The organism is Streptomyces sp. NPDC054849 (assembly GCF_053610945.1).
Window position 1 is genome coordinate 96,847 of sequence record NZ_JBSGZI010000008.1, and the last position, 24,763, is coordinate 121,609.

Sequence of the window (24,763 nt, forward strand, 5' to 3'; positions counted from 1 at the left end):
TCCTCTATGGGTACTAGTTGCCGACGCGGCGGCGCACGTCCTGGAAGGCGGTGTAGTTGGCGATCAGCTCGATCTGTCCCGGCGGCGCCAGCTGCACGGCCTCGTCGAGGGTCTCGCACACCCGGAAGTCCAGGCCCGCGACCTCCAGGCGGACCGCGAGGTCCAGCTTGCGGTCACCGATCACGAAGATCGGGTGTCCCGCCAGACGCGGGTAGTCCACGTCCCACAGCCAGGAGGTGTCGGTGCCGTCGGCGCCGCGCGCGTTCACCGAGAGGATCACCGGGGTGGGCGGCGGGTCGATCAGGGAAAACGTTTCGAGCCAGCCCGCCGGGTTCTTCGCGAGCAGCAGCCGCAGCTCACGGCCCTGGAAGTTCACCACGTCGTAGCGGCCGGCGACGGCCTGCACCTGGTACATCCGCTCCAGCGCGACCTGCGGCGGGACGCCGAAGACGGCAGCCACGGCGGCCGAGGTGGCGGCATTGGCCTTGTTGGCGCGGCCGGGCAGCTGGAGGTGGATCGGCCAGGCCGAGCCGTGCGGGTCCAGGACGTGGTCGCCGGAGAGCACCCAGGTCGGGGTGGGGCGCCGGAATCCGCACTCGCCGCAGAACCAGTCGTCGCCCGGGCGCTGCATGACACCGCCGCAGGAGGGGCACGACCAGGCGTCGTCCTTCCACTCCTGGCCGGCCGCGACCCACACCACGTTCTGCGAGGAGGAGGCGGACCACACGATCAGCGGGTCGTCGCAGTTGGCGACGATGACCGCCTTGGAGCCCGAGAGGCCCTCGCGCCACTTCTCCGCGAGCATGCGGGTCTCGGCGGCGCGGTCCAGCTGGTCGCGGGAGAGGTTGAGCAGGGCGATCACCTTGGGGGTGACGTCCCGGGCCACTCCGGCCAGGTACTTCTCGTCGACCTCGATGACGCCGTACTTGGCGTCCGAGCCGCCCGCCAGCGCCGAGGTGATGCCGGCCGGCATGTTGGCGCCGAGGGCGTTGGAGACGACCGGACCGCTGGCCCGCAGGGCCTCCGCGATCAGCCGGGTCGTCGTGGTCTTGCCGTTCGTCGCGGAGACGAGGACGACGTCGAGATGTTGCGCCAGCGCGCCGAGAAGATCGGGGTCGAGCCTGAGTGCGACCTTGCCACCGATCACCGATCCGCTTCCGCGTCCCGCGGCCCGCGACACCGCCGCCGCGGCCTTGCCCGCCGTCACGGCCAGCTTGGCCCGCGGCGAAAGCGGCTCCGTGTTGCCTGCCATCGTCCCTTGTCCTCCTTGCGTCGGTCGGCCCCAGCCTATCCAGTACCGGCCGGAGCCTTGACCGCGGCGCCCCCCGCGCCGCCGCGGATCTCCTCATATAGTCGCCCGTCGTAGGCTTACGGCCATGCGACAGCGCCTCATTCCCGGTACCACCGGCCTCGTCCGCACCATGAGCCTGCTCGGTGATCCGGTGCTCCACTCGGCGTGCGCGGAGGTCACCGAATTCGGGCCGGCCCTCGACCGGCTCATCGAGGACATGTTCGCGACGATGTACGCCGCGGAGGGCGTCGGCCTCGCCGCGAACCAGATCGGCGTCGGACAGCGGGTGTTCGTCTACGACTGCCCCGACGACGAGGACGTCCGTCACGTCGGGCACATCGTCAACCCGCGCCTGGTGACGGCCGACGGGGACGAGTTCCTCGGGCCGGAGGGCTGTCTCTCGCTGCCCGGGCTGGAGGCGGGAACGGTCCGCCACGACCATGCGGTGGTCGAGGGCGTCACGTCCGACGGTGCGGCTGTGCGGATCTCCGGTACCGGGTTCTTCGCGCGTTGCCTGCAGCACGAGTGCGATCACCTGGCCGGCACCGTTTACGCGGACCGCGTGACCGGGCTGCGGGCGCGGCGCCTGCGGCGGGCGATCCGCAAGGCCCCGTGGGGCACGAGGCCGCTGCCCGAGTAGCCGCCCGGGTCGCGCCGGCACCCCGGCCTCTGCCTGGCCGGCCCGGTGCAGCCTCGCCCGCACATCCCCTGGGGCCGGGCCGTTCAAGCCTCGCCGGGGTCTGGGGCGGTGTCCCGGGAAACCCGGCTCCGCCGGGCACCGGGCTCTGCCCGGACCCGCGCCTCAACCGCCGGCGGGGCCGGGGTTGGCCCTGGCGGGGCCGGGTTGGCCGCGTGGGGTGGAGTTGTCCACGCCGGCATGGGGGGCAAGGCCGTCGAAGGCAGTCAGAAGCCGGGGCCGTTGAGGCGGTTGCCTGCTGTGGAGAGGCGGCCCCAGAGAAGGTCCGTGAGGGCGGCCACCAGTTCCGCGCGTTCACACGGGCGCTCACCCAGCCACCAGTCCCCGGCCGCGTGCATCATGCCGACGATGCCATGGCCCCAGACCCGGGCGAGGCGCTCGCCGCCGGGCCCGAGGTCCACCCGCTCGCCGATCACCTCGGCCAGTTCCTCGCCGAGCCGGCGCAGCAGCGGGGCCGAGTGCAGCCCCACGTCGAAGCCGCGCTCGACACTGGGGGAGTCCTCGGCCGGGTGCATGAGGAAGCGGTAGACCTGCGGGCGGGCTTCGATGGCGGCGAGATAGGTGTCGAGGGTCGCCTCCACGCGTCGGCGGCGCTCGGCGGGGGCGTCGAGCGCGGCGCGCAGCGAGTCGAGCAGGGCGTCGGTGTGCCGGACGGCGAGTGCCTGGTAGAGGCCCGCCTTGTCCCCGAAGTGCCGGTAGAGGATGGGCTTGGTGATGCCGGCCTCCGCCGCGATGGCGTTCATGGAGGCCTTCGGGCCGTCCCTGAGCACGACCCGGTCGGCGGCTTCGAGCAGCTCCCGCCGCCGGCGCTCGGCCGCTCCCGGTTCGCCGGCCTGCTGAGTGGTCTCCATGACGTGTTTCTCTCCCCGCCCTTGCGATGTGCGTGACGCCCACGCAACGTAACACCCGGCGCACCCCCGCGATCGATTCGGCGGGTACCGGGCCGGGTGCCCACGCGGTATCGCCGGTGCTTGACAGTACTTACTCGCCGGTAACAGACTGAGGCCCCGACGTAGGTTACCGCTAGTAACCTCTGCAGGAACACGTACAGAACAGGTGGAGGGGACATGGCGGAGTTCACCATGGAGCTCAACGACGACCAGAAGCAGGTGCGGGACTGGATCCACGGCTTCGCCGCCGATGTGATGCGCCCCGCCGCCGCGGAATGGGACGAGCGCGAAGAGACTCCCTGGCCCGTCATCCAGGAGGCCGCCAAGGTCGGCATCTACTCGCTGGACTTCTACGCCCAGCAGTTCTTCGACCCTACGGGCCTCGGCATCCCGATGGCGATGGAGGAGCTCTTCTGGGGCGACGCCGGCATCGCCCTGTCGATCGTCGGCACCGGACTCGCGGCCATCGGCGTCGTCGCGAACGGCACCGAGGAGCAGATCGGCACCTGGATCCCGCAGATGTACGGCACCCCGGACGACGTGAAGGTCGCCGCCTTCTGCTCCTCCGAGCCGGACGCCGGCTCGGACGTCGGCTCGATGCGCACCCGTGCGGTCTACGACCAGGCCAAGGACGAGTGGGTGCTCAACGGCACCAAGACGTGGGCGACCAACGGCGGCATCGCCAACGTGCACATCGTCGTGGCCGTCGTCGACCCGGACCTGAGCACGAAGGGGCACGCGTCCTTCATCGTGCCGCCCGGCACCCCCGGACTGTCGCAGGGCCAGAAGTTCAAGAAGCACGGCATCCGCGCCTCGCACACCGCCGAGGTGGTCCTGGAGGACGTACGGATCCCGGGCTCCTGCCTGCTCGGCGGCAAGGAGAAGCTCGACGAGCGCCTCGCGCGGGCCCGTGAGCGGGCCCGCAGCGGCGGGGGCGAGCGCGTGAAGAACGCGGCCATGGCCACCTTCGAGGCCTCCCGGCCGGCGGTCGGCGCGATGGCGGTGGGCACCGCGCGCGCCGCATACGAGGTCGCCCTCGACTACGCCAAGACCCGTATTCAGTTCGGCCGGCCGATCATCGACAACCAGGGCGTGGCCTTCCAGCTCGCCGACATGCGGACGCAGATCGACGCGGCCCGGCTGCTGGTCTGGCGGGCCTCCTGGATGGCCGTCGCCAACCGGCCGTTCGAGTCGGCGGAGGGCTCGATGTCGAAGCTCTTCGCGAGTGAGGTCGCCAAGAAGGTCACCGCCCAGGCGATCCAGATCCTCGGAGGCAACGGCTTCACCCGGGAGTACCCGGTGGAGCGCATGCACCGGGACAGTGCCATCTACACCATCTTCGAGGGGACCAGCGAGATCCAGCGGCTGGTGATCGCCCGCACGATCTCCGGTATGCCGATCCGCTGAGCGCTCGGCGCTGGGCGCTGAGCGCTGAGCCTCGGCAGGGGCGCGGGGTGCCGGGGCGGACTGTGGGGGTGCGGGGCAGGGGTCCCGCACCCCCACACCTCAGCGCAGTGGGGCGAGACAGCTCGTGGTCGTTCCGCCCGGGCCGTATTCGGGGTAGGCGTACAGCTCGCCGTCCGCGCAGGTGGTGCCGGGCTCGAGCTGCCGGGTGACCCGGTACTGCGCGCTCGGCGCATTGCAGGGCTCCACGAGCAGCGTCTGGCCGGCGCCGTCGCCCACGTCGCGCACGCACTGGCCGACGGTCAGTCTCGTCGGCTCGTCACCACCGGCCAGCAGGCCCAGCGTGAAGATCATGGGGACCGCGAGGGCCAGGAGCACGAGAGGCGTGAGTAGGAGGAGGGCCGGGGTCCGGCGCCACAGCGGCTTGCCCGGGTCGAGGGCCGGCCGGAAGCCGCCCGCCGGGGGAGCGAGCCTGCGGAACGCCGCGCGCGGGCCGAGGTTCGTCAGCAGGGTCACAGGCGTGATGAACAGGGACAGCGGACCCCACCAGCCCTGCCACAGGGTGTCCGACGACATGCGACGGTAGGTGGCGAGCCCGCAGTCGCGGCAGAACGGTCCGGTCCGGCTCAGGGACCGCATCATCACGACCAGGCCCTGGTGGCCGCGCACGATCGCGGGCGTGGCGGGCCAGGCTCCGCACAGGCGGCAGGCGAACGGGCCCGGGCGCGGGTGTGCGCCGTACGCGCCGTACGGCTGCTGCGGCCCGGTGAACACAGGACCGCCGGACGCGTCGGCCTGCTGCGGTCCGCAGGGGACGGCCGGGCCGTACGGGCCGGCGCCCTGCTGCGGCGGTGGCGGAGTGGCCACGGGAATCTCCTCGGTCGCATCGTGATCACCGGCGCGGTGATCACGGCACCCTAGCCCGCGTCCTCAGCGGGCCAGCAGCCGGGCGACGGCCCGCCCGAAGAGCAAGCGGCCCGCCGCCGCGACCACGGGGTCCAAGGCGCGGGGGAGGCCGCGCAGGCGCAGGTCCTCACGCCAGTGGACCTCCGCTCCGCCCCCGGCGAGGGGGCGGACCTCGATCTCCGCCCAGCCCCTCACCGACCGGCCGCGCTTCTCCAGCCGGACCAGCCCGGCCGAGCACCCCTCCGAGGGGGGCCGCCAGACCACGACCTCCATGGGGTCGTCGAACGTGATCCTGCTCACGCCCGTGCGCGCCGTGAAGGTCGTTCCGACACGTGTCGGGGGCGCGGTGTCGATCACCGTCCGCGTGAAGGGGACCTGTGCGCCCTGGCGCTCCCAGTCCGTGAGCCGAAGCCACGTCTCGGACGCCGGCAGAGACGTACGGTGAACGATCCGGATAGCGGGCATGAGCGCATCGTAATCGGGCATACACACCGTGAACTGGACGGCGGATATGGGTTCCGTCCGGGGGCGGCGATCAGTAATACTCACCGCCACCGTGGATCGCGGATTCGACCGGGTGACCACCGGCCTTCCCGCCCCACATCGCGAGGAGGTGCGCCATGTGCTCCCACCAGCCCCCCTGCCCTACCGCCGACAGCGCCGATCACGACGCCGCCCGGATTGTGGCCTCCCACCCCGAACAGGGCTGGAGCCTGCTCTGCAACGGCGTGGTGATCTTCGACGACACCGGTGAACTGCTCCCCGACAGCCGCACGGTGGAACCCCGCCGCCCGGCCCTGGTCTGAGCGAGGAGGCAGCATGCGCCAGCAGCTGATCCGCAAGCCCGTCCCCAAGCCCGCCCCCCGAGACCTGGATCTGCGCACACCGTCGGGCAGACCCCTCCCGTACTGACGGGAGCCCAGGAGTTACCGGGTCCACCGGCTGGAACTCAGCCGGTGGACGCAGCCGCGCCACCCAGGAACGCCGCCTCGTACGCGGCGTCGCCGATCGCCGCCCGGGCCTGCCGCTCGCCCTGGTCCCGCAGGGCCGTCAGCGACGGCGAGCCCATCTGCGGCCGCCCCACCGTGCGCCACCACGCGTGCCCGGTGCCCAGCAGCCGCGCCGCCAGTTCCCCGTCGCCCAGTGCGGCCACCGCGGCGGCCAGCAGGTCGAGGCCCAGCGCGATGCCGAAGCGGTCCCCGAGCAGCCGCTTCCCGGAGAGCATGGCCCGTACGTGCCGGGCCGCCTCCCCGTGGTCGCCCAGGCCCAGTGCGGTCACCGCCAGGACGTAGTCCGCGTACGCCCGGAGCCAGCGCTCGCCCAGCTCCGCGCAGGCCTCCCGCAGGGACCGCGCCTCCTCGGACGCCTCCTCGAAACGTCGCAGGTCGCACAGGGCGTAGGCGGTGGCCAGCTTGCACAGGAGCCAGCCGGGGCCGCTCGTGCGCCCGCCGCGGCCGGCCCGGGCCCGTGGACCGGCCAGCGTCAGGGCCCGCAGGGGGTCGCCGGGCATCAGGACCGACGACGCCTCCAGATAGGCCGCGCGCAACTCCCGTTCGGGGTCCGCGAGCCGGGCCGCGTCCCGCGTGCACTCCTCGGCGTACCGGTGGGCCACGTCCATGTCGCCCTGGAGCAGGGCCGTGAGCCCGAGGGCCCACAACGCCTGGTTGTGCGCGGCCCCCGTCCGCGGAGCGGCCCGCAGCGCCCGTTCCAGGAAGGCCCGGCCCTCGTGCCCGTGCCCGCAGGCGAACCAGTAGAACCACAGCGCCCCGGCCATCTCCATCGCCGCCGTCGGGTCGGCGGCGAGCAGGTGCTCCAGCGCGGTACGCAGCTGCGCGTGCTCGGCGGTGATCCTGCGGTACCAGTCCACCTGCCCCGGCCCCAGCCAGCCACGGTCGGCGGCCGCGGAGAGCGCCGCGTACCAGTGGGCGTGCCGGTCGGTGACGAGCTGCACCTCGCCGAGCTCGCCCAGCCAGTCGTGTCCGTACTCGCGGATCGTGTCCAGCATGCGGTAGCGGGTGCCGGTCCCGCGTTCCTCGGTGCGCAGCACCACCGACTTGGCGGCCAGGCCCGTGAGCACCCGCTCCACCCGCGCGGCGGACAGGGGGCCGCCCGCGCACACGGCGCGGGCCGCCGCGACGTCGAAGTCGCCCGTGAAGACCGAGAGCCGGGCCCACAGCAGCCGCTCCAGCGGCTCGCACAGCTCGTGACTCCAGCCGATCGTGGTCCGCATGGTCTGGTGCCGGCGCGGCAGGGCGGCCCGGGAGTCCGACAGCAGGGCGAAGCGCTCGCCCATCCGCTCGGCCATCTGTTCAAGCGTCCACAACCGCAGCCGGGCGGCCGCGAGTTCGAGGGCGAGCGGGATGCCGTCCAGGCGCCTGCAGACCTCGGCCGCCACCGCCGTGCGTCCGGGGTCGGCGAAGACGGCCGCCGCCTGCGGGGTCGCGGCGAGGGCGCGGGCGCGGAAGAGGGCGAGGGCGTCGCTGTCGGGTCCTTCACAGGGCAGCGGACGGACGTCGACGACCTGCTCGACCGCGCAGCCGAGCGGCTCCCGCGAGGTGACCAGGACGGTCAAGCCGGGGGCGGACTGAAGGAGTTCACCGACCAGATGGCGGCAGTCGGCCACCAGGTGCTCGCAGGTGTCCAGGACCAGGAGGAGGTCCTTGTCGGCCATCCACGCGCACAACTCCTCGTCGAGGGGGCGCGGGGAGTGGTCGGCGAGGCCGACGGCGTGCGCCACGGTCGCGGTGAGCAGGCCGGGATCGCGCAGCGGCGACAGCTCCACCCACCAGACGCCGTCGGGACGTGCCTGGCGGGCGTCTGCCACGGCCCGCAGGGCGAGCCGCGACTTGCCGACGCCGCCCACCCCGGTGAGGGTGATCAGCCTTCGATCGAGCAACAGGTCGCCGAGCAGCCGGAGTTCCCGCTCGCGGCCGACGAAGCTCGCCGGCTCGGCCGGCAGGTTTCCCGGCGCGGGGCCGGAGCCCGGCGGCGGGTCGCCGTCCGCGGAGTCTGCCTCACTGTCATGGAACGCGTACTCACCGAACACGGATGTATTGTGCGCGATCTTCTTATCCAGCCGTGCCGTTCCAGCCGGATCGGTGCCTGAATTTCACGATACGAGGGTGATCCGCCGCTCCGCGGAGAAGGATCCCCAGGTGCCGTCGGGAAGCCTGGCCCGCAGTTTCAGGGCCCACACCGTACCGGTCGGCTCGGCCACCGTGAGCCGGTGCTCCACCCGGCCGCTCGGCACGGCACCCGCGCCGAACTGGATGACGGTCGTGGGCCGTCCGTTGACGTACAGCTCGTACTCGGCGGTCTCCCGGCCGGTTTCCGGAGCGGTCCAGCTGAGCGTGACCGTACCCGGGGAGGCGGCCGCGGCGAACTCGGCGGGGGCGGTGCCCGGCCCGTCGCCGGACGTGGGCGGGGTCGTCACGTCCACCGCCGGTCCGTCGGAGGAGGAGTTGTCCGCCCCGTCCCGGGCCCGGACGGTGAAGGTGTAGACGGTGTCCGGTCGCAATCCGCTCAGTGCGGTGCCGCTCTCACCGGGGCCGGCGGTGTGGATCCGGACGCCGCCCTGGTAGACGTCGTACGCCGTCACGCCCGTGTCGTCCGTCGCCGGCGTCCAGGACACCCAGGCGGCCCGGGGGCCGGTCGCGCGACCCGTGGTGGAGGCGGGGGCGGTGGGGGCCAGCCGGTCCTCTGCGCGCGCCGCCGGGGTGGTCACCCGGGCGGCCGGGCCGGGGCCGGAGACGTTTCCGGCGGCGTCCTTCGCGCGGACCGTGAAGGCGTAGCCGGTCTGCGGGGCCAGGCCGGTGATGTCCACCATGGTCTTCCCGGCCGGGAGTTCGCGGACCATGCGGTCGGCTTCGAAGACCTGGTAGCCGCTCACCCCGTCCCGGTCCGCCGCCGCGTCCCACATGACGTGCACGGTGGTGGCGCTGCCGGCCCGTGCGGTGAGTCCGGCCGGGGCGGGCGGGGGCTCGGTGTCCGGCGCGGTGCACGCCGTGAGGCCCGCAAGGCCCGCAAGGCCCGTGAGACCTGCAAGGCGCATGAGGCCGGTGAGGCCCGCGACGGCCGGGCGGAGGGCGAGCGTGGGGGCGCTGCGTCGCACGGGGGTGCCTTCCTCGGCTGCTTCCCTAAAGGTCTAGACATATATGGCACGGCAGGCGGGAGCGCGGCAAGACCCCTGCGGACGGCGGACCGCCAGGTGACCCGGTTCGTCTTCCTCTGATCACATCCCCGGCTCGTCGCAGCGGGTCGGGCTCGGCGCCGGCCTGCTGGGCCGCCCGCCCCACGAGGTCGGCGATCTCGGACGCCGGCGCGACCGTTCGGCCCCCACTGGAACGCGGTCGTCAAGGACTGACCGCCCGTCACGGACGGTCAACACCCGTACGGCGGACACGTGTTTCGCCCGAAGTCACCGCCTCCTGCGCCACCATGGCGGCGAGTAAGGAGGTTTCGATGGTGATTTCCCTCTCCGTGGTCGTCCTGCTCCTCATCCTCGCCTGGATCTTCCTGCGCAGCGGCGGACTCAAGTTCTCCCACGCCGTCGTCTGCGTGCTGCTCGGCTTCTACCTCGCGAGCAGCAGCATGGCCGCGACCATCCACAACGGCCTGACGGCCACCGCGAACGTGGTGTCCAGCCTCCACCCTTGATCGACTGTTGCGCCTTCGTGAATCATCCGGCCCGTCCATGGACTCCTCATGCGGTGCGATCTAGCGTCGGCGGCGGCGCGATGTCAGACGCAATGTCAACAGAGGCGAGGAGACATGGAGGAAGCCCGGATGTTCCGAAGAGCGCTGAACTGCGCTGTGATGCCTGTCGTCGCCGCCTTCACGGTGATCTACGGCGGCTCGCCCGCCCAGGCCGAGGAGATACCCAAGACCCCCGGGCACCGCCTGATCCGCCACTACGAGGGCAGCCCCGCGGCCGCCGCACCCCTGCCGGGTGAGGCGCCGCCCCAGCACCCCCGGCTCGCGCCCAACGGCCGCAGCGGCATGCACTCCGACGCGGCGGGCAGCGCCACCTCCCCCTGGTCCGGGCCGCTCGGCCAGAACCCGCAGGTGACCAGCCGGAAGATCGCCGCCCTCGGTGGCGAGTGCGCCACCGCCACCTTCGACGCGGGTGGCCGGCTCGTCACGGTGTGCGGGACCTTCTCGGGCTTCAAGGTCAAGCTCCTGGAGCCTCGGACGCTCGCCACGCTCGCCGAGTACCAGCTCCCGCAGCGCTCTTCGACCGTCGAGGCGATCACCTCGCTCGACTTCGCGAAGATCTTCAAGGACACCTCGGGCGGCGCCTACTTCTTCCTGGACGATCAGGACCGCGCCGTGCTGGCCGACTCCCGCCAGCACATCCTGCGGCTCGCCCACTCCCAGAAGCCGGACGGCAGCTGGGCGTTCACGGTCGACGACGACTGGGACCTCACGGGCCACGTTCCCCACGACTGCGTGACCTGGACCAATCTGCGGCCCAGCGGCACCTGTGATCCCGTCACCTCCGTGATGCCCGACTGGAGCGGCCGGATCTGGTGGGTCACCCGCCAGGGCCGGGTCGGCACGGTGGATCCGGCCACCTCGCAGATCCGCTCCGTCCGGCTGCCCGGCGAGGAGATCCAGAATTCCTTCTCGGTCGCCGAGGACGGCGTCTCCATCGTTTCCGACCACGCGCTGTACAGCTTCCGGGCCGGCGCCGACGGCACTCCCGAGGTGCAGTGGCGCCAGACGTACGATCGCGGGAGCGCCGCCAAACCGGGCTCCGTCAACCAGGGTTCGGGCACGACACCGGATCTCTTCGGCAAGGGCTACGTCGCCATCACCGACAACGCCGACGACCGGATGAACGTCCTCGTCTACCAGCGGGGGCCGGACGTCCGCGCGGACCAGCGGCTGGTGTGCAAGGTGCCGGTGTTCGGCTCCGGCGCCTCGACCACGGACAACTCCCTGATCACCTGGGGCAACAGCATCGTCGTCGAGAACAACTACGGCTACGAGAACCCCTCCACCCTGCTGCTGGGCAGGTCCGTCGTGGGCGGCGTCGCCCGCATCGACGTGCGCGCCGACGGCAGCGGCTGCGACACGGTGTGGGAGAGCGCCATCCGCGCGCCCTCCGTTGTTCCCAAGCTCTCCACCGCGAACGGGCTGCTGTACTTCTACGAGAAGGAGCCCAACTCCTGGGGGATCGACGCCTGGTACCTGACAGCCGTTGACTTCCACACCGGTGAGCGCCGCTGGCGGCAGCTGACCGGCACCGGCCCGCTCTACGACAACAACTGGGCCCCGATCACCCTCGGGCCCGACGGCACCGCGTACGTCGGCGTCTTCAACGGCATCGTCGCGGTCCGCGACAGCTGACGGACCGCCGGCCTCCTTCTCATGGCGAACCTTCGGGGCGGCCCCGTCTCAGGTGGCGATGAAGGTCCATCCGGTGTCCGTCCGCGGGATCGCGCCCACCGCACGGACGGCCCGGCGGCCGACCGGGTGTGCGTCTCCGGCGTGCCGGGCCGGTGCGTCGATGAGAGATGATCCGTGCGGCATTGCGCCCTCCGTGTGCATGGTGTTGTGCGTGTTCATGGTGCTGTTCGTGTTCATGGTGCTGTGGTTCTCCGTGTCATGTGGCCCGGGTGGGCCGTGCCCCGGCACGGTGGCAGGCGTGGATTTCGAATCCTCCTTGGCGCCTCGTCCTCTTGCGAGAACTCCGCCGGAATCAAGCGTTGACAAACCGTCCGAATATAACGAACGGGTCGTGGAGTTCAAGCCAGATGGTGGGGCGGCAAGAAGGGTTTGACTGAAAATCAACTCCGCCTGTTCAAGCCCTCCGCAGGGCAATGCCTTCCCCGGCCGGCGGTATCGAGCGTGCGGGATCACGCTGATTTCACCGGCCGGGGGAAGAAGCCGGATGCGTCTACGGCTGCGGGGCGTCGAGCGGGCTGCCGCTGCCCACGCCCGCCTTCCTGGCCGCATCCACGGCGGCGGCCGACGGCTTCACCTTGGTGAAGGTGTCATGGCCGACGAGGGTGGACTTCCAGGCGTTGGTCTCGGTGGTGCCGGAGGTCAGCAGCCACTGGGTGTTGATCCGCGCGTCGGAGCCGCCGGTGTACTGGCCGCTCCACGTGGTGGCGGAATGGGCATTGCGGTGGTTGTTCTTCCAGGCCACCGTCCAGCCGAGGACGGTGCCGCTGCCGTCGGTGGCGGCGGCGCTGTCGTAGCGGCCGGTCAGGACGTAGCGGCTCTCGGCGTTGCCGACGGCCGACTCGTAGGTGCCCGTGAGGCCGCCGTCGGGCGTCGCGGTCACGATGAAGGTCGAGCCGAGCTGGTTGTACCAGGTTCCAGTGATCCCGGCCCCGGCGGCCGAGGGCCGGGCGCCGGCGTCCTCGGCGGTGTCCGCGTACGCGCCGGCCGTGACCGAGGCGCAGGCGAGGGAAACGGCGATGGCTGCAATGACGATCTTGCGCTGGTGAGTCAAGGAAAACACTCCCCTGGTTGTTGCCGACGGGAGGCGCGAGGCGCATGTTCCGCGCGTCCGCCCCACCCCCGCCCGTCAAGGTTTGTGACCTCGGCCGTGCACCTTGCGGTGTCGGTGAACAATCGGCGATACGGCATGCGCCTTTGGCAGGAGAACGGATGGTCGAGGTCCGGGTCGATGGTTGCCAAGGGCACATGTTCGCTGTAAACCGTACTATCGATCAGGGGGTTCGCAGCAACTTTTTCTGCAAAGGGAATTCGGACAAACTATGGCCGGGGATTGCCGGTCACTGCCTCAACTCGTGCGCCCCGGTGTCCTGCTGGAGTCGCTCCATGTGATCGGCGAGTTCAGTCCCGATTCTCAGGGCCGGCTCCCTCCCGCAGGCGGCCGATCTCCACGAGACGTGCTCCGGCGTCCAGGTTCCACAGCCGGACCGTGCCGTCCGTGCTGCTGCTGGCCACCGTCCGCCCGTCGGGGGCGAACGCGACGCCCCACACCGCGTTCGCATGCCCGGACAGCGCCGCCACCGTTCGGCGCGCGGCCACGTCCCACAGCCGCACCGTACGGTCGTTGCCGCTGCTCGCGAGCGTGCGGCCGTCGGGGGAGAAGGCGATGCCCCGCGCGGAACCGGTGTGTCCGGCCAGCGCCGCCTCGAAACGGTGGCGGTGCGTGTCCCACAACCGTACGGTCCCGTCGTTGCCGCTGCTCGCCAGCGTCCGCCCGTCCGGGCTGAAGGCCACCCCGCGTACCGCCCCCGTGTGTCCGGTGAGAGCGGCCAGCGAGCGGCGCCCGGCGACGTCCCAGAGACGGACCGTCAGATCGTCGCCGGCGCTCGCCAGGGTGCGCCCGTCCGGACTGAAGGCCACGTCGTTGGCGAAGTCCGTGTGTCCGGTGAGCACGGCGAGCGGACGGCGCTCGGCCACGTCCCACAGCCGTACGGTGCCGTCCGAGCCGGCCGAGGCCAGGGTCCGCCCGTCCGGGGCGAATGCCACCGCGAACACGGTCCCGCCCTGGCCGGTCAGTGTGGCCGCCGCGGCGCGCGCGGAGGTGTCCCACAGCCGGATCGTGCCGTCGGAGCCGGCCGAGGCCAGGGTCCGCCCGTCGGGGGCGAAGGCCACCGAGAACACCGTTTCGCTGTGCCCCTGGAACGTGGCCACGGCCCGGCGCCGCGCCACGTCCCACAGCCGCACCGCATGATCCGCCTCCGCGGTGGCCAGCAGCGTGCCGTCCGGGCTGTAGGCGGCGTGCCAGATCTCCGTGAACGGCCGTGAGGTCAGCACCGGCCCCCGGAGGTCCCACAGCACCACCGACTGGTCGAAGCCGGCCGTGGCCAGCACCGCGCCACCGCTGTCCACGGCCACCCCGAGCACGTAGTCGGTGTGCCCGGCGAGCGTCGCCGTCAGCCGGCCGCCGGCCACGTCCCACAGCCGGGTCGTACCGTCGCCGCCCGCGCTGACGACCGTCGTCCCGTCCGGCGTGTAGGCGACGCCGTTGACGTCGTCGCTGTGCCCCGTCAGCGTGGCGGCCGTCCGGCGGCCGGCCACGTCCCACAGCCGGACGGTCCGGTCGACGCCGCCCGTGGCGACCGTACGGCCGTCCGGGGCGAACGCGGCCCCCAGCACCTCGTCCGTGTGTCCGGTGAGGGTGGCCAGCGGACGGCCGTCCACCGGATCCCACAGCCGTACCGTCCGGTCGGCGCCGGCCGAGACCAGCGTCCGGCCGTCCGCGGCGTACGCAAGGGCGTTGACCCGCCCGGTGTGGCCGGCGAGGGAGCCCACGGCGCGCCGGTCCCCGGCGGCCGCCCACAGGTGGATCGTCCCGTCGGGGCAACCGACCGCCAGCGTTCGCCCGTCCGGCGCGAAGACCACCGCCCGGGCGCCCGCCGTACTCGCCGGGAGGACCGCTCTCGTACGGTGGCCGGCGATGTCCCAGAGCCGGGCCGGGCCGTCCGTGGAGGCGGCCGCAAGGGTCCGCCCGTCGGGGCTGACGGCGACCGCGCGGACCCGGCCCGGCATGGTGAAGGTCGCCGTCGTCCGGCGGTCGGCCACCCGCCGCAGGGTCACCGTCCCGTCGGAACTGGCCGTGGCCAGCATGCCGTTCCCCGGCCCGAAGGCCACCGCGTTGACCGGCCCGCCGTGCCCGCCCAGGCGGGCGACGAACGGCTGGGCCTGCGTGCTCAGCAACGCCCCCCGCGCCTCGCTCGTCTCCGCGGTCCGGTACGCCTCCTCGGCGAGCAGCATCGACGCCTCCGGCTGGCCCGCGGCCAGCGCGGCGGACTGCAGGGCGAGCGCCCGCGAACGGGCGACGCGCTCCTGGCCGAGGGCGCCCGCGCGCTGCTGGTACGCCAGGCCGCCGGCACCCACGGCGAGGACCAGCAGGACGACGAGCGTGGCCAGCATCCACTGCCGCACCCGCACCTGGCGCCCGGCCTGCCGCTCCCGGCTGTCCTGCGCGGCCTGGCTCTCCCGGAGGAAGGCGGCCTCGCGGGGGCCGAGCCGACTCCTGCCGTCGAGTTCGTCGGCCCAGGAGCGGGCGGTCTCCAGCCGGGTCCCGCGGTAGAGCGCCGAGGGGTCGCGGCCCTCGCGCTCCCATTCGGCGGCCGCGTGGGCCAGTTGCTGGTGGATCAGGAGCCCGGCCCGGTCGGCGCGGATCCAGCCGCGCAGCCGGGGCCAGGCGTGCAGGAGGGCCTCGTGGGTGATCTCGACGGTGTCGCTGTCCATGGTGATCAGGCGGGCCCGTACGAAGGTGTCGAGCGCGGCCGCGGCGGGGCCCGCGTCGACCAGTTGTTCCATCAGGGCGGTCCGGCTCATCCGGCGCCGCGTCGCCCCCGTACCGTCGGCGACGTGGACCAGGCGCACCAGGACGCGGCGGAGCGTGTTCTGCTCGGCCGGGTACAGGCGTGCGAACACCTCCTCGGCCGTACGGGCGATCGCCCCCTGGATGCCGCCGGTCCGCTCGTACCCGGCGACGGTCAGGCTGGAGCCCTCGCGCTGCCGCCAGGTGGCCATCAGGGCGTGGGAGACCAGGGGCAGCGCACCGGAGGGGATCCGGTCGGGCGGATCGTCGCTGAGGCCGACATCGCGCAGCAGCAGAGGGACCAGCCCCGGTTCGAGGGCGAGGCCGGCGAGCTCCGCCGGGCGGGTGACCGACTCCCGGAGCTCCGCAGGCGACATCGGGGGCAGGACGAACAGCCCGCCTGTGAAGACCGGCGCCAGGTCCGGAAGGTCGAGACAGTTCCCGGAGAAGTCGGCCCGTACGCCGAGCACCACGACGGCGGGGTCGTGACCGGCCGGCGCCGGGCGGGAGGAGGACAGCGCGCAGAGCACCCGTACGAACGCGCGCCGCTCGTCCTCGTGGGAGCAGAGGGTGAACAACTCCTCGAACTGGTCGACGAGCAGCACCGGACGCAGGGGCGGCGGCGGCCGCCGGTCCCGGTCACCCGCCGGGGTACGGTCCGACAGCCGGTGAACGGCTTCGAGCAGCGCGTGCGGCCGGTCCCGCACCTCCCGAGTGGTGATGCCGAGATCGCCGCCCAGGACCTTGCCGGTGCAGTCCAGCAGCTCCTCCAGTGGATGAGCGGTGGGGGTGAACCGCACCACCGGCCACGTGGCGGCGCCCGGCATCGGGAAGCCGTCGCGCCGCAGAGTCGGTACGAGACCGGCGTTCAGCAGGGAGGACTTGCCGGCGCCCGACGGGGCGACCAGCATCAGCGGCCCGCTGCCGATCCGCTCGAAGACCCGTTCGGCGAGCTCGGCCGTCGCACGCTCCCGTCCGAAGAACCACCGCGCGTCCTGCACGGTGAAGGCAGGCAGGCCGCGATAGGGACACTCGCCGTCCGCCTGCGCCCCGGCCCCGGCGCCGTCACGGCCGCCCTCCGCGGTGGCGCTGGGCGGCTCCGTCTCCCGGACCATCCGCAGCAGTTCGCCCCCGGCCAGCAGTACGTCGTCACAGCGCCGCGCGACGTCGACGGTGACCCGCTTCGAGCCGGTCTCGATCTTGCTGAGATAGCCCTTGCTGTAGTGCGTCCGGCGCGCGAGGTCCGCCAGGGACAGGCCGCGTTGCATCCGCAGACGTCTCAGCTGTGCGGGGAAGGGCGTCGCGGTGTCGTCGGATTCGTGCTGGTGATCGGTCTTCCGCCGGCGGTCCGGATCCCCCACAACATCCCCCATGGCCCTGCACGCCCAGGCGGCCAGATGACGGTGTCCAGGCTACAGCGGGGGTGGGACGGACGGCCAAACCTTCGGCCCGGTATGACGAGCACAGGAATGTCCGCAGCCGCCGCACGGCGGCTGCGGACGTCGTCCTGAGGGGGTGTTACGGGTTGAGGCGGATCGAGTTGACCGGCGTGAGGTCGGCGTAGACACCGGTCTTCGCGGCGATCGGCTCGCCGCAGTTCGCGCCGCCGGAACCCCTGCACAGGTTTGCGGTCGCACCGCCGTACTGGTTGTTGAGGACCCAGTGGTTCCCGTACTGGTTGGTCAGGTTGTGGGCCCCGTACTTGTAGAAGACGTGGGTCGGCTTGACGGCCGGGTTCTGGTTCTGGGGGTAGATGCAGACCGCCCCGTCCGGGCAACCGGCCCACGCGTCGGCGGGCTTGGCCTCGACGGTACCGCTGAGCGCGATCACGGCGGTGACGGAGGTCGCGAGAGCGGCGGCGCCGCGGAACATCTTGCGCATAATTTCCCCTTGTGGTCCTTGCCTCGTACAGACGGCTTCAGCCTGCCCCCGGGGCGCACCGGGGTCGACGGGTTGCCCGTTGCCCGTCGGGCGAGCTCCCGGGAAACCCCCTGCGACCTGCCCGATCGCGGAAGAGGAGGCAACGGTCCGCGTCGGCGGAGGTAGGACGATCATCACCATGGCGGACCTGGCGCAGGGCGGTCCGGTCGCGTTGAATCCGTAGGACGGACCGGACCGGATCGGACCGGTGCGGTGCGGACTGGACCAAGGGAGCGGCAGTGACACGGACAGGGCGGCGGCGCGGACGGTTGGTGGCGGCGGTATCGATCGCGGTCTCGGTGGTGCTGGCGGCGGGGCTGTACTGGCTGCAGCCGTGGAAGCTGTGGCAGGACGAGACCGTCCGCGAGGCGCTGCCGACGGGGGCCGCGACCGGGCCGTCGGGGACAGGGCCGTCGGGCACCGAACCGTCGGACACCGGCGCGCCCCCGGCCGCACCGGTGACCGTCGCCCGCGGGACGCTCATCAGCCACGAGCACAGCACCACCGGCGTGGCGGAACTCATCCGGCTCCCCGACGGGTCCCACACCCTGCGCCTGGCCAACCTCGACACGAGCAACGGCCCGGACCTGCGGGTCTGGCTGACCGATGCGCCGGTGAAGGAGGGCGTGGCCGGCTGGCGCGTCTTCGACGACGGCAAGTACGCCAGCCTCGGCAAGCTCAAAGGCAACAAGGGGGACCAGAACTACCCTCTCCCCGCCGGCGTGAACGTGGCCGACTACACCAGCGTCACCATCTGGTGCGACCGCTTCGACGTCTCCTTCGGCGCGGCGAGCCTCACCTCCGTGTGACGTCGCCGCGGTGGCGTGTCCGGACGGGCGACACGCCGTACGGCCGGAGCTGATCGGGCGTCACGCCGAACGCCGTCAGCCCGAGTACCGCGATCCACTCCTCCGGACGTCAAAATGCGGCCGTTTGCCCACAGGATGTATCCATCCGCTTACCCGGTGTGGCGAGAGGCCGTCATCGCCCATAACTTCGGCATCGTGACGAACCGACAACTCAAGTCCCTCACGTGCATCGCCGTCGTCATGGCCGCAGGGTTTGGTGTGTTCGCGCCACCCGCGGCAGCGGCCGGACACAGAGTGCACCCGGGCGACTCCATCCAGGACGCGGTGAACGCCGCGCGGCCGGGCGACATCATCACGGTCATGCCCGGCACCTACTACGAGAACGTGCTGATCACGAAGCGGCTGACGCTGCGCGGGTGGGGGGCCCGGACGGTGATCAAGCCGCCGACCACGAAGACCCCGCCCGCCGCACGGAAGGCGCCCACACGGGCGGTCACCGCCTGCTCCCAGGCCGACACCGGGATCTGCGTCATGGGGACGGCGGGGCAGCCCGTCGACGGGGTGCACATCCGTTCGCTGGCCGTCTCGGGTTTCAAGCGGAACGGCCTCTGGGCTTCCTACACCGACCGGCTCAGCGTCGAGCGGGTGATCTCCGAGAGGAACGGCACCTGGGGCATCGCCCAGGAGAGGTCCACCCGCGGGCAGTTCCGCGACAACGTCGCCCGCGACAACACCGAGTCGGGGATCTTCATCGCCAACACCGTCGAACGGGAGGGTGGCGCCACCGACACCCAGGGCGCCGTGATCCGGGGCAACACGCTCACCGGCAACCGGATCGGAGTCACGGTCCGGCGCGTCAGGAACCTCACCGTCAGCGCCAACACCCTCACCGGAAACTGCGGAGGCGTCTTCGTCGTGGGCGACGAGGGCGAGCCCGGTGCCGGAGACATGACCATCCGAGGCAACCGGATCCACGAGAACAACAAGTTCTGCAAGGGCAACAGCCGCCTCCCCGACATCCAGGGCGTCGGCATCGTCCTCACCGGCGCCGAGGAAACGATCGTGCGGTCCAACTCCATCCGCGGCAACGTCGGCTCCTCCCCGCTCTCGGGCGGAATCCTGCTCTTCAAGAGCTTCGTGGGCGCAACGAACACCGACAACGTCATCCACGACAACGTCGTGAGGGACAACCGGCCGGCGGACCTGGCCAATCAGGGTGCCGGAACGGGCAACCAGTTCCACGACAACCGGTGCGAGACCTCCGTACCGGCCGGGATGTGCTGACCGTGTTCCCCCTCACCAGGAGAATCGAGGCCGCATGACCACGGTAAGTTCCACCAGCATCTCCACCACCCTCACCACCCCCACCACGCTCCCCGGACCGATCCCCGCGGCCGCGCACACCCCCCAGCCGGGCATGCGACTGCGTGAACTGGTCTTCGGGGCGGCCTGCGCCGCGGCCGTACGGGCAGCGGCCCGTCTCGGAGTGGCCGACGCCCTCGGCGAGACGCCCGCCACCGCGGCCGAGCTCGCCGCGGCGGTGCAGTGCGAGCAGCAGCCCCTGCAGCGGCTGCTGCGCGCCCTGTCCTGCTACGGCGTCTTCGCGGAGACGGAGGACGGGACGTTCGTCCACACCGAGATGTCGCGACTGCTGCGCGAGGACGATCCGCACAGCCTGCGCTACATCGCCCTGTGGTGCACGGAACCCTGGACATGGGAGGTCTGGCCGCGGCTCGACGACGCCGTGCGGTCCGGCGGGAGCGTGTTCCAGGACGTGTACGGCAAGGGGTTCTTCGACTACCTGCACCAGGACGCGCACGAGTCGGCCCACGTGTTCAACCGGGCCATGACCACCTCCAGCGTGCAGTCCGCACTGGACGTCGCGGACCTCCTCGACCTCACCGGCGTCTCGGTGGTCGCGGACATCGGCGGCGGCCAGGGGCACGTGCTGGCGAGTCTGCTGGAGAAGCACCCGACGGTACGAGGCGTGCTGCTCGACCTGCCGGGGGTGGTGGCGAAGGCCGATCCCCGGCTGCACGAGGGCGGTCCGCTCGCCGAGCGGGCCGGCATCGTCCCCGGGGACTGCCGTCAGGCCATCCCGGTCGAAGCCGACATGTACATCATCAAGAACATCCTGGAATGGGACGACGAGAGCACTCGCAGGACCCTGCGCAACGTCGTCGCCGCCGCCCGCCCCGGGGCCAGGGTCGTCATCATCGAGAACCTGGTCGACGACACTCCGTCGATGAAGTTCACCACGGCCATGGACCTGCTGCTGCTGCTCAACGTGGGGGGCGCGAAGCACACCAGGCAAAGCCTCTGCACCCGGATGGAGGACGCCGGACTCGTGATCGGCGAGATCCGTCCGGTCAACGCCTACCTGCACGCCTTCGAGTGCACCGTGCCCGGGTGAGCCCGACCCACATAGGATCCAACGCCTCGGGACCGGCACGGAGCCGGTCTCGGGGGCGTCGGCGTGGAGGCCGGGCGGTGTCCGTCCGTCCGAACGGATCAGGTTCCGGTCGTCAGGGCGTTGTTGACGAGGTCGAGGAACTCGCGTGGCGACTTGCACCGGTCCGCGTCGGCGGGCAGGGGCCGGCTGTGCCGGTTCTCCAGCTCGCCGACGATGCCGAGGAGCCCCAGGGAGTCGAGCCCCCACTCGTCGAAGCCGGAGTCGGGGCGGCTCGCCATGACGGCGGGGTCGACGTTGATGCCGGCGCCCTTCTTCATCAGAGCGGCCAGTTCTTCCATGGTCAGTCGATCGGTCATGTCGGACATCTCCTCAGGCTGGTGCCGGCGTACGCCGGTCGGTGATCAGGCGCATCTCAGAGCGCGCGAGGAAGCGTGAGATCTCCTGGTCAGTCGTGGGGACGCCGTCCTTGGCGCTGTCGAGCAGCCGGGCCAGCACGGCCGCCTTGTGGCCGCCCTCGACGCCGAGCGACAGGGCGGGCCGGGCGTCGAGCGGTCCGCGCATGTCGAGGAGCCGGACGACGATGTCGTCGCGCTGGAAGACCGTGCTGCCCTCGATGGGGCTCGTCGGGTCGTCCACGGCGGCCTCGCCCTGGGTGGCGAGCAGCCGGGCGAGTGCCATGCCGCACCCGTCCTTCGCGGGGTAGAAGAGAGCGTGCCGCTCCAGTTCCGCGTGTTCGCGGCCGCCGGCCGCCACGTGGTGCACCGCCGGGAGCGCCGCACGGGTGAAGAACATCCGGGCGGACCCGGGGTCACTGAGGTCGCGGTCCTGCTCCAGGTACGGGTTGATGGCCTCCTCCAGAGCCCTGACCTCGGGCTGCCGGGCCACATGGCGCAGTGCCGCGAGGAGGTCGCCCTCCACTTCTACCGCCCGTACGACGCGGTTGCCGTGCATGAACAGGGAGGTGCGGCGCAGCCGGGTGCCGTCGTCGACCTGCGCCTGCGGGGAGGCGTACCCGGCGAGCAGCTCCGCCACGACGGGCTCGCTGCCCGGCTTGACGGTGAAGGTGAGGGCGTGGCGGACCACGCCGTCCCCGCGCCGCGGGGCGATCTGGAGGCCCTCGGCGCGATCCGCGAAGAGCGGAGAGCCGGAGGACGAGCGGGGGAGGGAGGCGGAACCGGGCACCGGCTCCTTGCTGGTCTCCCGCAGCACACTGAAACGCAGCGAGCGGGTGTCGCGTACGCAGCCGTGGAGCGGCTGGACCGACGCGACGTGGTCCTCACTGTTGACCCAGGCCAAGAAGCGCGGTGCGCTCTCCCATTCGCTGGTGATGAGCCACTGCGAGGGATTCTCGATCGACTGGCACAACTCGTCGCTGATGTGTCCGGGGACGGAGGACACCTGCTTGCGCAGATGCTCGTATACCTCCAGGAACTGGTTCTGCGCACCGTCGTACAGATCCAGCAGCAGCACGACCCGAAGCCTCGAGCCGTCGAAGGCGGACTGGGATATCCGTTCCGACAAGGTTGTCATCGTTCACACTCCTTCGAGACCACACGGTCGCCACGGGCGGCGCCACCCGAACCGATCGTTGTCCCGTAATCCCTGCGGCGCGAGAGGAGAGAACCAAGCGGGTGAACGGGCGAGGGAACCCCCCTCGCACAGGGCATGGAAGAGCCATGAAGGAAAACGTCGACCACCGCGTCCCGGTCCTCATCGTGGGCGGCTCGCTGGTGGGCCTGTGCACCTCGCTGTTCCTCGGCCGACACGGCATCACCCACATGCTGGTCGAGAAGCACGCGGGTACTTCCCTGCACCCACGCGGACGCGGTATCAACGTACGGACGATGGAGCTGTTCCGGGTCGCCCGCGTCGAGGACCGGATCCGTGAGGCCGCCTCCGTCCTGGCGGACAACCACGGAATCCTGCAAGGCGGCTCGCTGACCGGTGACGACCAGGAGTGGCTGTTCGAGCAGATCGACCCCGGTGGTGCGCTCGCGCGGTTCAGTCCGTCGGCGTGGTGCCTGTGCAGCCAGAACGACATCGAGCCGGTACTGATGTCCGTGACCCCCGCCCTCGGGGCGGACCTGCGGTTCTCCACCGAACTCCTCTCCTTCGAAGCGGACGAGAGCGGCGTGACCGCGCTCGTGAAGAACCGGGAGACCGGGGAGCACAGCACCGTGCGGGCGGACTACCTCGTCGCCGCCGACGGGCCCCGCAGCCCGGTGCGCGAACAGCTCCGTATCGGCCAGAGCGGCCACGGCGACCTGTTCCACAACGTGAGCATCACCTTCCGGTCCCGCGGGCTGGCGAACGTGGTCGGCGAACGGCGCTTCATCGTCTGCTACCTGACCAAGCCCCACGCCGACGGGGCGCTGCTGCCGGTCGACAACCGCGAGCGGTGGGTCTTCCACGCCCCCTGGCACCCCGACCGCGGCGAGACGCTCGAGGACTTCACGGACGAGCGCTGCGTCGCGCACATCCGCCGAGCCGTCGGCGCGCCCGACCTGGACGTCGAGATCACCGGAAAGGCCCCGTGGCACGCCGCCGAGCGGGTTGCGCAGCGGTATGCGGCCGGCCGGGTCTTCCTGGTCGGCGACTCCGCCCACGAGATGTCCCCCACCGGGGCGTTCGGCTCGAACACCGGTATCCAGGACGCCCACAACCTCGCCTGGAAGCTCGCCGCGGTGCTGGACGGTGCGGCGGGCCCGGGGCTCCTGCAGACTTACGAGGCCGAACGGCTGCCGGTGGCCCGGGCGACCGCCGAGCGCGCCTCGGCCCGCTCGGCGGAGCACAGCCACCCGGGGTACGAGCCCGATGCCCAGACGCTCCCCGAGCCCGCCCCCGAGCCCGCCCCCCGCGGTGGCCCGCAGGCCGGCGTCCTCCCCGTGGTCATGGGCTACCGCTACAACCAGGGCGCGGTCCTGGGAACCGACCCGGACCAGCCCGTCCTGCCCGACGGGATGCGGCTCTGCGGGGACCCGGGCACGCGTGCGCCGCACATGTGGCTGCGCGTGCCGGGGGTGCAGGAGCGGAAGTCGACCGTCGATCTCTACGAGCGGTCGTTCGTCCTGCTCAGCTCCGAAGGCACGTCGTGGAGCGGCGCGGCGGGGTCCGTCGCCAAGCGGATGAACGTGCGCCTGGACGCGTATGCGATCGGCACGGGGCCGGAGGCCGACCTGATCCCGGAGGACGGCGCGGACTGGGCCGAGGCGCACGGCACCACGGCGGCCGGCGCGGTCCTGGTCCGCCCGGACGGTTTCGTGGCCTGGCGCTCGGCCGACGACGCCGTCATGGACCCGGAGGTGGTCCTCCAGAAGGTCCTGACCACCCTCCTCGACCGCGCCTGAGCCTCTTCCTCACGGGTTCCCGGCCTACCCGCTCCGCCCGGTGCCGTGCAGGTTCAGCCCACGACGGGCTTCGGCGCGGCCTCGCCCCGCTCAGGGCGCGGCGGCGGCGGTGTCCTCGCCGACGAGGCCGGCGACGTGGTCGGTGATCATGTCGAGGATGTCCGCCGAGATCGTGGCGTCGCCGAGAACGAGGTGGTTCAGCGTCAGTCCGTCGGTCATGGCCGCCAGATAGCGCGCCAGCACCGGTACGGGTACCCGGAGGGCGAAGCCCATCCGGTGTCGGAGCTGTTCGATCAGCTCGGTGTAGGTGTCGCAGTACAACTGGTACTGCCGTCGGGCCAGGTGCTCGAAGCCCGGCCGGCGCAGGGCGTACTGCGTGAGTTCGTACGTGAGCATGTGTTCGCCCGGGTGGGCGGAGACATGGTCCCAATACGCCTGGAAGCCGGCCCGGACGGTTTCCCGAAGAGTGGCCCTCGGCTGGATCGCCTCCTTCACCACGGTGATGCTGTGCTCGGTGATCGCCGTGATGACGGACTCCAGCAGCGCCTGCTTGGACTCGAAGCAGTAGTGGAACACGCTCAGTGACACGCCCGCCTCGGCGGAGATCGACCGGGTCGTCGTCCGGGTGACGCCGTCGCGGGTCATCGCGCGGATCGCGGCCTCGGTCAGCTGCCGGCGCCGTTCGGCCGACGGCATCCGTGCCATGGGCGTTCCTCTCGGTTCGTGCTGTGCGTGCCGTGCGTGCGGTGCGTGAAGTGCCGTACGTGCCGTGCCGGGGTCCTGTGCCGGGGAAGGCGGCGGCCGGGGCCGGCCGGATCGTCGCCGATC

Annotated in this window: 22 protein-coding genes; 9 read left to right on the forward strand and 13 right to left on the reverse strand. The window is 71.8% G+C overall.

All coding sequences use genetic code 11. From position 1 onward, the window contains the following. Positions 1-13 precede the first annotated feature (13 nt). Positions 14-1,252 carry a MurT ligase domain-containing protein gene (locus ACWGIF_RS06115; protein WP_326592547.1) on the reverse strand — a complete coding sequence of 413 codons (1,239 nt, stop codon included), beginning with the start codon at positions 1,250-1,252 and terminating at the stop codon, positions 14-16. 124 nt (positions 1,253-1,376) lie between these two features. Here ACWGIF_RS06115 and def point away from each other — a divergent pair, with 124 nt between their 5' ends. Continuing rightward, entirely contained in the window at positions 1,377-1,931 is a 555-nt protein-coding gene (def, locus tag ACWGIF_RS06120; protein WP_453491696.1) for a peptide deformylase, read from the forward strand. A gap of 263 nt (positions 1,932-2,194) precedes the next feature. On the opposite strand, the gene ACWGIF_RS06125 is transcribed toward def, so the two are convergent. Then, positions 2,195-2,839, reverse strand: coding sequence for a TetR family transcriptional regulator (locus ACWGIF_RS06125; RefSeq protein ID WP_453491699.1), 645 nt, complete (start codon positions 2,837-2,839; stop codon positions 2,195-2,197). Between the two features lie 216 nt (positions 2,840-3,055). Between ACWGIF_RS06125 and ACWGIF_RS06130 the strand changes: the two genes are divergently transcribed. Then, on the forward strand, positions 3,056-4,285 hold the full coding sequence (locus ACWGIF_RS06130; RefSeq protein WP_453491702.1) for an acyl-CoA dehydrogenase family protein: 1,230 nt from the start codon (positions 3,056-3,058) through the stop codon (positions 4,283-4,285). Positions 4,286-4,384: 99 nt separating this feature from the next. On the opposite strand, the gene ACWGIF_RS06135 is transcribed toward ACWGIF_RS06130, so the two are convergent. After that, complete coding sequence (locus tag ACWGIF_RS06135; protein ID WP_453491705.1) at positions 4,385-5,149, reverse strand: LppU/SCO3897 family protein; 765 nt, start codon at positions 5,147-5,149, stop codon at positions 4,385-4,387. Positions 5,150-5,212: 63 nt separating this feature from the next. Beyond that, positions 5,213-5,653 (reverse strand): SRPBCC family protein, encoded by a 441-nt coding sequence (locus tag ACWGIF_RS06140; RefSeq protein ID WP_453491708.1) that lies wholly within the window; start codon positions 5,651-5,653, stop codon positions 5,213-5,215. 155 nt (positions 5,654-5,808) lie between these two features. Between ACWGIF_RS06140 and ACWGIF_RS06145 the strand changes: the two genes are divergently transcribed. Then, positions 5,809-5,994, forward strand: a complete 186-nt coding sequence (locus ACWGIF_RS06145) for a DUF5999 family protein (RefSeq protein ID WP_326592559.1) — start codon at positions 5,809-5,811, stop codon at positions 5,992-5,994. A 143-nt stretch (positions 5,995-6,137) separates the two neighbouring features. Here ACWGIF_RS06145 and ACWGIF_RS06150 read toward each other — a convergent pair whose 3' ends face one another. Beyond that, positions 6,138-8,234 carry an ATP-binding protein gene (locus tag ACWGIF_RS06150; RefSeq protein WP_453491711.1) on the reverse strand — a complete coding sequence of 699 codons (2,097 nt, stop codon included), beginning with the start codon at positions 8,232-8,234 and terminating at the stop codon, positions 6,138-6,140. 63 nt (positions 8,235-8,297) lie between these two features. Further along, positions 8,298-9,299, reverse strand: a complete 1,002-nt coding sequence (locus ACWGIF_RS06155; RefSeq protein WP_453491713.1) for a fibronectin type III domain-containing protein — start codon at positions 9,297-9,299, stop codon at positions 8,298-8,300. Positions 9,300-9,649: 350 nt separating this feature from the next. Here ACWGIF_RS06155 and ACWGIF_RS06160 point away from each other — a divergent pair, with 350 nt between their 5' ends. Further along, on the forward strand, positions 9,650-9,844 hold the full coding sequence (locus ACWGIF_RS06160) for a hypothetical protein (RefSeq protein WP_453491716.1): 195 nt from the start codon (positions 9,650-9,652) through the stop codon (positions 9,842-9,844). A gap of 129 nt (positions 9,845-9,973) precedes the next feature. Beyond that, positions 9,974-11,539 (forward strand): hypothetical protein, encoded by a 1,566-nt coding sequence (locus ACWGIF_RS06165; RefSeq protein ID WP_453491719.1) that lies wholly within the window; start codon positions 9,974-9,976, stop codon positions 11,537-11,539. 48 nt (positions 11,540-11,587) lie between these two features. Here the strand turns inward: ACWGIF_RS06165 and ACWGIF_RS06170 are convergent, their stop codons facing one another. The 4 genes from ACWGIF_RS06170 to ACWGIF_RS06185 form a co-directional block, all read right to left on the reverse strand. After that, a complete protein-coding gene (locus ACWGIF_RS06170; protein ID WP_453491722.1) occupies positions 11,588-11,776 on the reverse strand; it encodes a hypothetical protein in 189 nt (62 codons plus the stop codon). A 313-nt stretch (positions 11,777-12,089) separates the two neighbouring features. Continuing rightward, positions 12,090-12,650 carry a streptavidin gene (locus ACWGIF_RS06175; protein ID WP_453491724.1) on the reverse strand — a complete coding sequence of 187 codons (561 nt, stop codon included), beginning with the start codon at positions 12,648-12,650 and terminating at the stop codon, positions 12,090-12,092. 347 nt (positions 12,651-12,997) lie between these two features. After that, on the reverse strand, positions 12,998-16,819 hold the full coding sequence (locus tag ACWGIF_RS06180) for an nSTAND1 domain-containing NTPase (protein WP_453491727.1): 3,822 nt from the start codon (positions 16,817-16,819) through the stop codon (positions 12,998-13,000). 145 nt (positions 16,820-16,964) lie between these two features. After that, positions 16,965-17,327, reverse strand: a complete 363-nt coding sequence (locus tag ACWGIF_RS06185; RefSeq protein WP_453491729.1) for a hypothetical protein — start codon at positions 17,325-17,327, stop codon at positions 16,965-16,967. A gap of 278 nt (positions 17,328-17,605) precedes the next feature. Between ACWGIF_RS06185 and ACWGIF_RS06190 the strand changes: the two genes are divergently transcribed. The 3 genes from ACWGIF_RS06190 to ACWGIF_RS06200 all read left to right on the forward strand — a co-directional run bounded on the left by ACWGIF_RS06190 (position 17,606) and on the right by ACWGIF_RS06200 (position 20,588). Further along, a complete protein-coding gene (locus ACWGIF_RS06190) occupies positions 17,606-18,175 on the forward strand; it encodes a DM13 domain-containing protein (protein WP_453491731.1) in 570 nt (189 codons plus the stop codon). 195 nt (positions 18,176-18,370) lie between these two features. Further along, a complete protein-coding gene (locus ACWGIF_RS06195) occupies positions 18,371-19,459 on the forward strand; it encodes a right-handed parallel beta-helix repeat-containing protein (protein WP_453491734.1) in 1,089 nt (362 codons plus the stop codon). Positions 19,460-19,493: 34 nt separating this feature from the next. Then, a complete protein-coding gene (locus ACWGIF_RS06200) occupies positions 19,494-20,588 on the forward strand; it encodes a methyltransferase (protein WP_453491737.1) in 1,095 nt (364 codons plus the stop codon). A gap of 98 nt (positions 20,589-20,686) precedes the next feature. Here ACWGIF_RS06200 and ACWGIF_RS06205 read toward each other — a convergent pair whose 3' ends face one another. Beyond that, positions 20,687-20,944: an acyl carrier protein gene (locus tag ACWGIF_RS06205; protein WP_453491740.1), complete on the reverse strand. Its 258-nt coding sequence runs from the start codon at positions 20,942-20,944 to the stop codon at positions 20,687-20,689. 13 nt (positions 20,945-20,957) lie between these two features. After that, positions 20,958-22,118: a SchA/CurD-like domain-containing protein gene (locus ACWGIF_RS06210; RefSeq protein ID WP_453491743.1), complete on the reverse strand. Its 1,161-nt coding sequence runs from the start codon at positions 22,116-22,118 to the stop codon at positions 20,958-20,960. A 146-nt stretch (positions 22,119-22,264) separates the two neighbouring features. On the opposite strand from ACWGIF_RS06210, the gene ACWGIF_RS06215 reads away from it, so the two are divergent. After that, entirely contained in the window at positions 22,265-23,935 is a 1,671-nt protein-coding gene (locus ACWGIF_RS06215) for an FAD-dependent oxidoreductase (RefSeq protein WP_453491746.1), read from the forward strand. A 90-nt stretch (positions 23,936-24,025) separates the two neighbouring features. On the opposite strand, the gene ACWGIF_RS06220 is transcribed toward ACWGIF_RS06215, so the two are convergent. Beyond that, entirely contained in the window at positions 24,026-24,640 is a 615-nt protein-coding gene (locus tag ACWGIF_RS06220) for a TetR/AcrR family transcriptional regulator (RefSeq protein WP_453491749.1), read from the reverse strand. Positions 24,641-24,763 lie beyond the last annotated feature (123 nt).

Excerpts from the sequence above, each read along its gene's own strand:
- ACWGIF_RS06115 (WP_326592547.1), bottom strand. The coding sequence starts at position 1,252 with ATGGCAGGCAACACGGAGCCGCTTTCGCCGCGGGCCAAGCTGGCCGTG.
- def (WP_453491696.1), top strand. The coding sequence starts at position 1,377 with ATGCGACAGCGCCTCATTCCCGGTACCACCGGCCTCGTCCGCACCATG.
- ACWGIF_RS06125 (WP_453491699.1), bottom strand. The coding sequence starts at position 2,839 with ATGGAGACCACTCAGCAGGCCGGCGAACCGGGAGCGGCCGAGCGCCGG.
- ACWGIF_RS06130 (WP_453491702.1), top strand. The coding sequence starts at position 3,056 with ATGGCGGAGTTCACCATGGAGCTCAACGACGACCAGAAGCAGGTGCGG.
- ACWGIF_RS06140 (WP_453491708.1), bottom strand. The coding sequence starts at position 5,653 with ATGCCCGCTATCCGGATCGTTCACCGTACGTCTCTGCCGGCGTCCGAG.
- ACWGIF_RS06145 (WP_326592559.1), top strand. The coding sequence starts at position 5,809 with ATGTGCTCCCACCAGCCCCCCTGCCCTACCGCCGACAGCGCCGATCAC.
- ACWGIF_RS06160 (WP_453491716.1), top strand. The coding sequence starts at position 9,650 with ATGGTGATTTCCCTCTCCGTGGTCGTCCTGCTCCTCATCCTCGCCTGG.
- ACWGIF_RS06165 (WP_453491719.1), top strand. The coding sequence starts at position 9,974 with ATGTTCCGAAGAGCGCTGAACTGCGCTGTGATGCCTGTCGTCGCCGCC.
- ACWGIF_RS06170 (WP_453491722.1), bottom strand. The coding sequence starts at position 11,776 with ATGAACACGAACAGCACCATGAACACGCACAACACCATGCACACGGAG.
- ACWGIF_RS06180 (WP_453491727.1), bottom strand. The coding sequence starts at position 16,819 with ATGGGGGATGTTGTGGGGGATCCGGACCGCCGGCGGAAGACCGATCAC.
- ACWGIF_RS06185 (WP_453491729.1), bottom strand. The coding sequence starts at position 17,327 with ATGCGCAAGATGTTCCGCGGCGCCGCCGCTCTCGCGACCTCCGTCACC.
- ACWGIF_RS06200 (WP_453491737.1), top strand. The coding sequence starts at position 19,494 with ATGACCACGGTAAGTTCCACCAGCATCTCCACCACCCTCACCACCCCC.
- ACWGIF_RS06205 (WP_453491740.1), bottom strand. The coding sequence starts at position 20,944 with ATGACCGATCGACTGACCATGGAAGAACTGGCCGCTCTGATGAAGAAG.
- ACWGIF_RS06210 (WP_453491743.1), bottom strand. The coding sequence starts at position 22,118 with ATGACAACCTTGTCGGAACGGATATCCCAGTCCGCCTTCGACGGCTCG.
- ACWGIF_RS06215 (WP_453491746.1), top strand. The coding sequence starts at position 22,265 with ATGAAGGAAAACGTCGACCACCGCGTCCCGGTCCTCATCGTGGGCGGC.
- ACWGIF_RS06220 (WP_453491749.1), bottom strand. The coding sequence starts at position 24,640 with ATGGCACGGATGCCGTCGGCCGAACGGCGCCGGCAGCTGACCGAGGCC.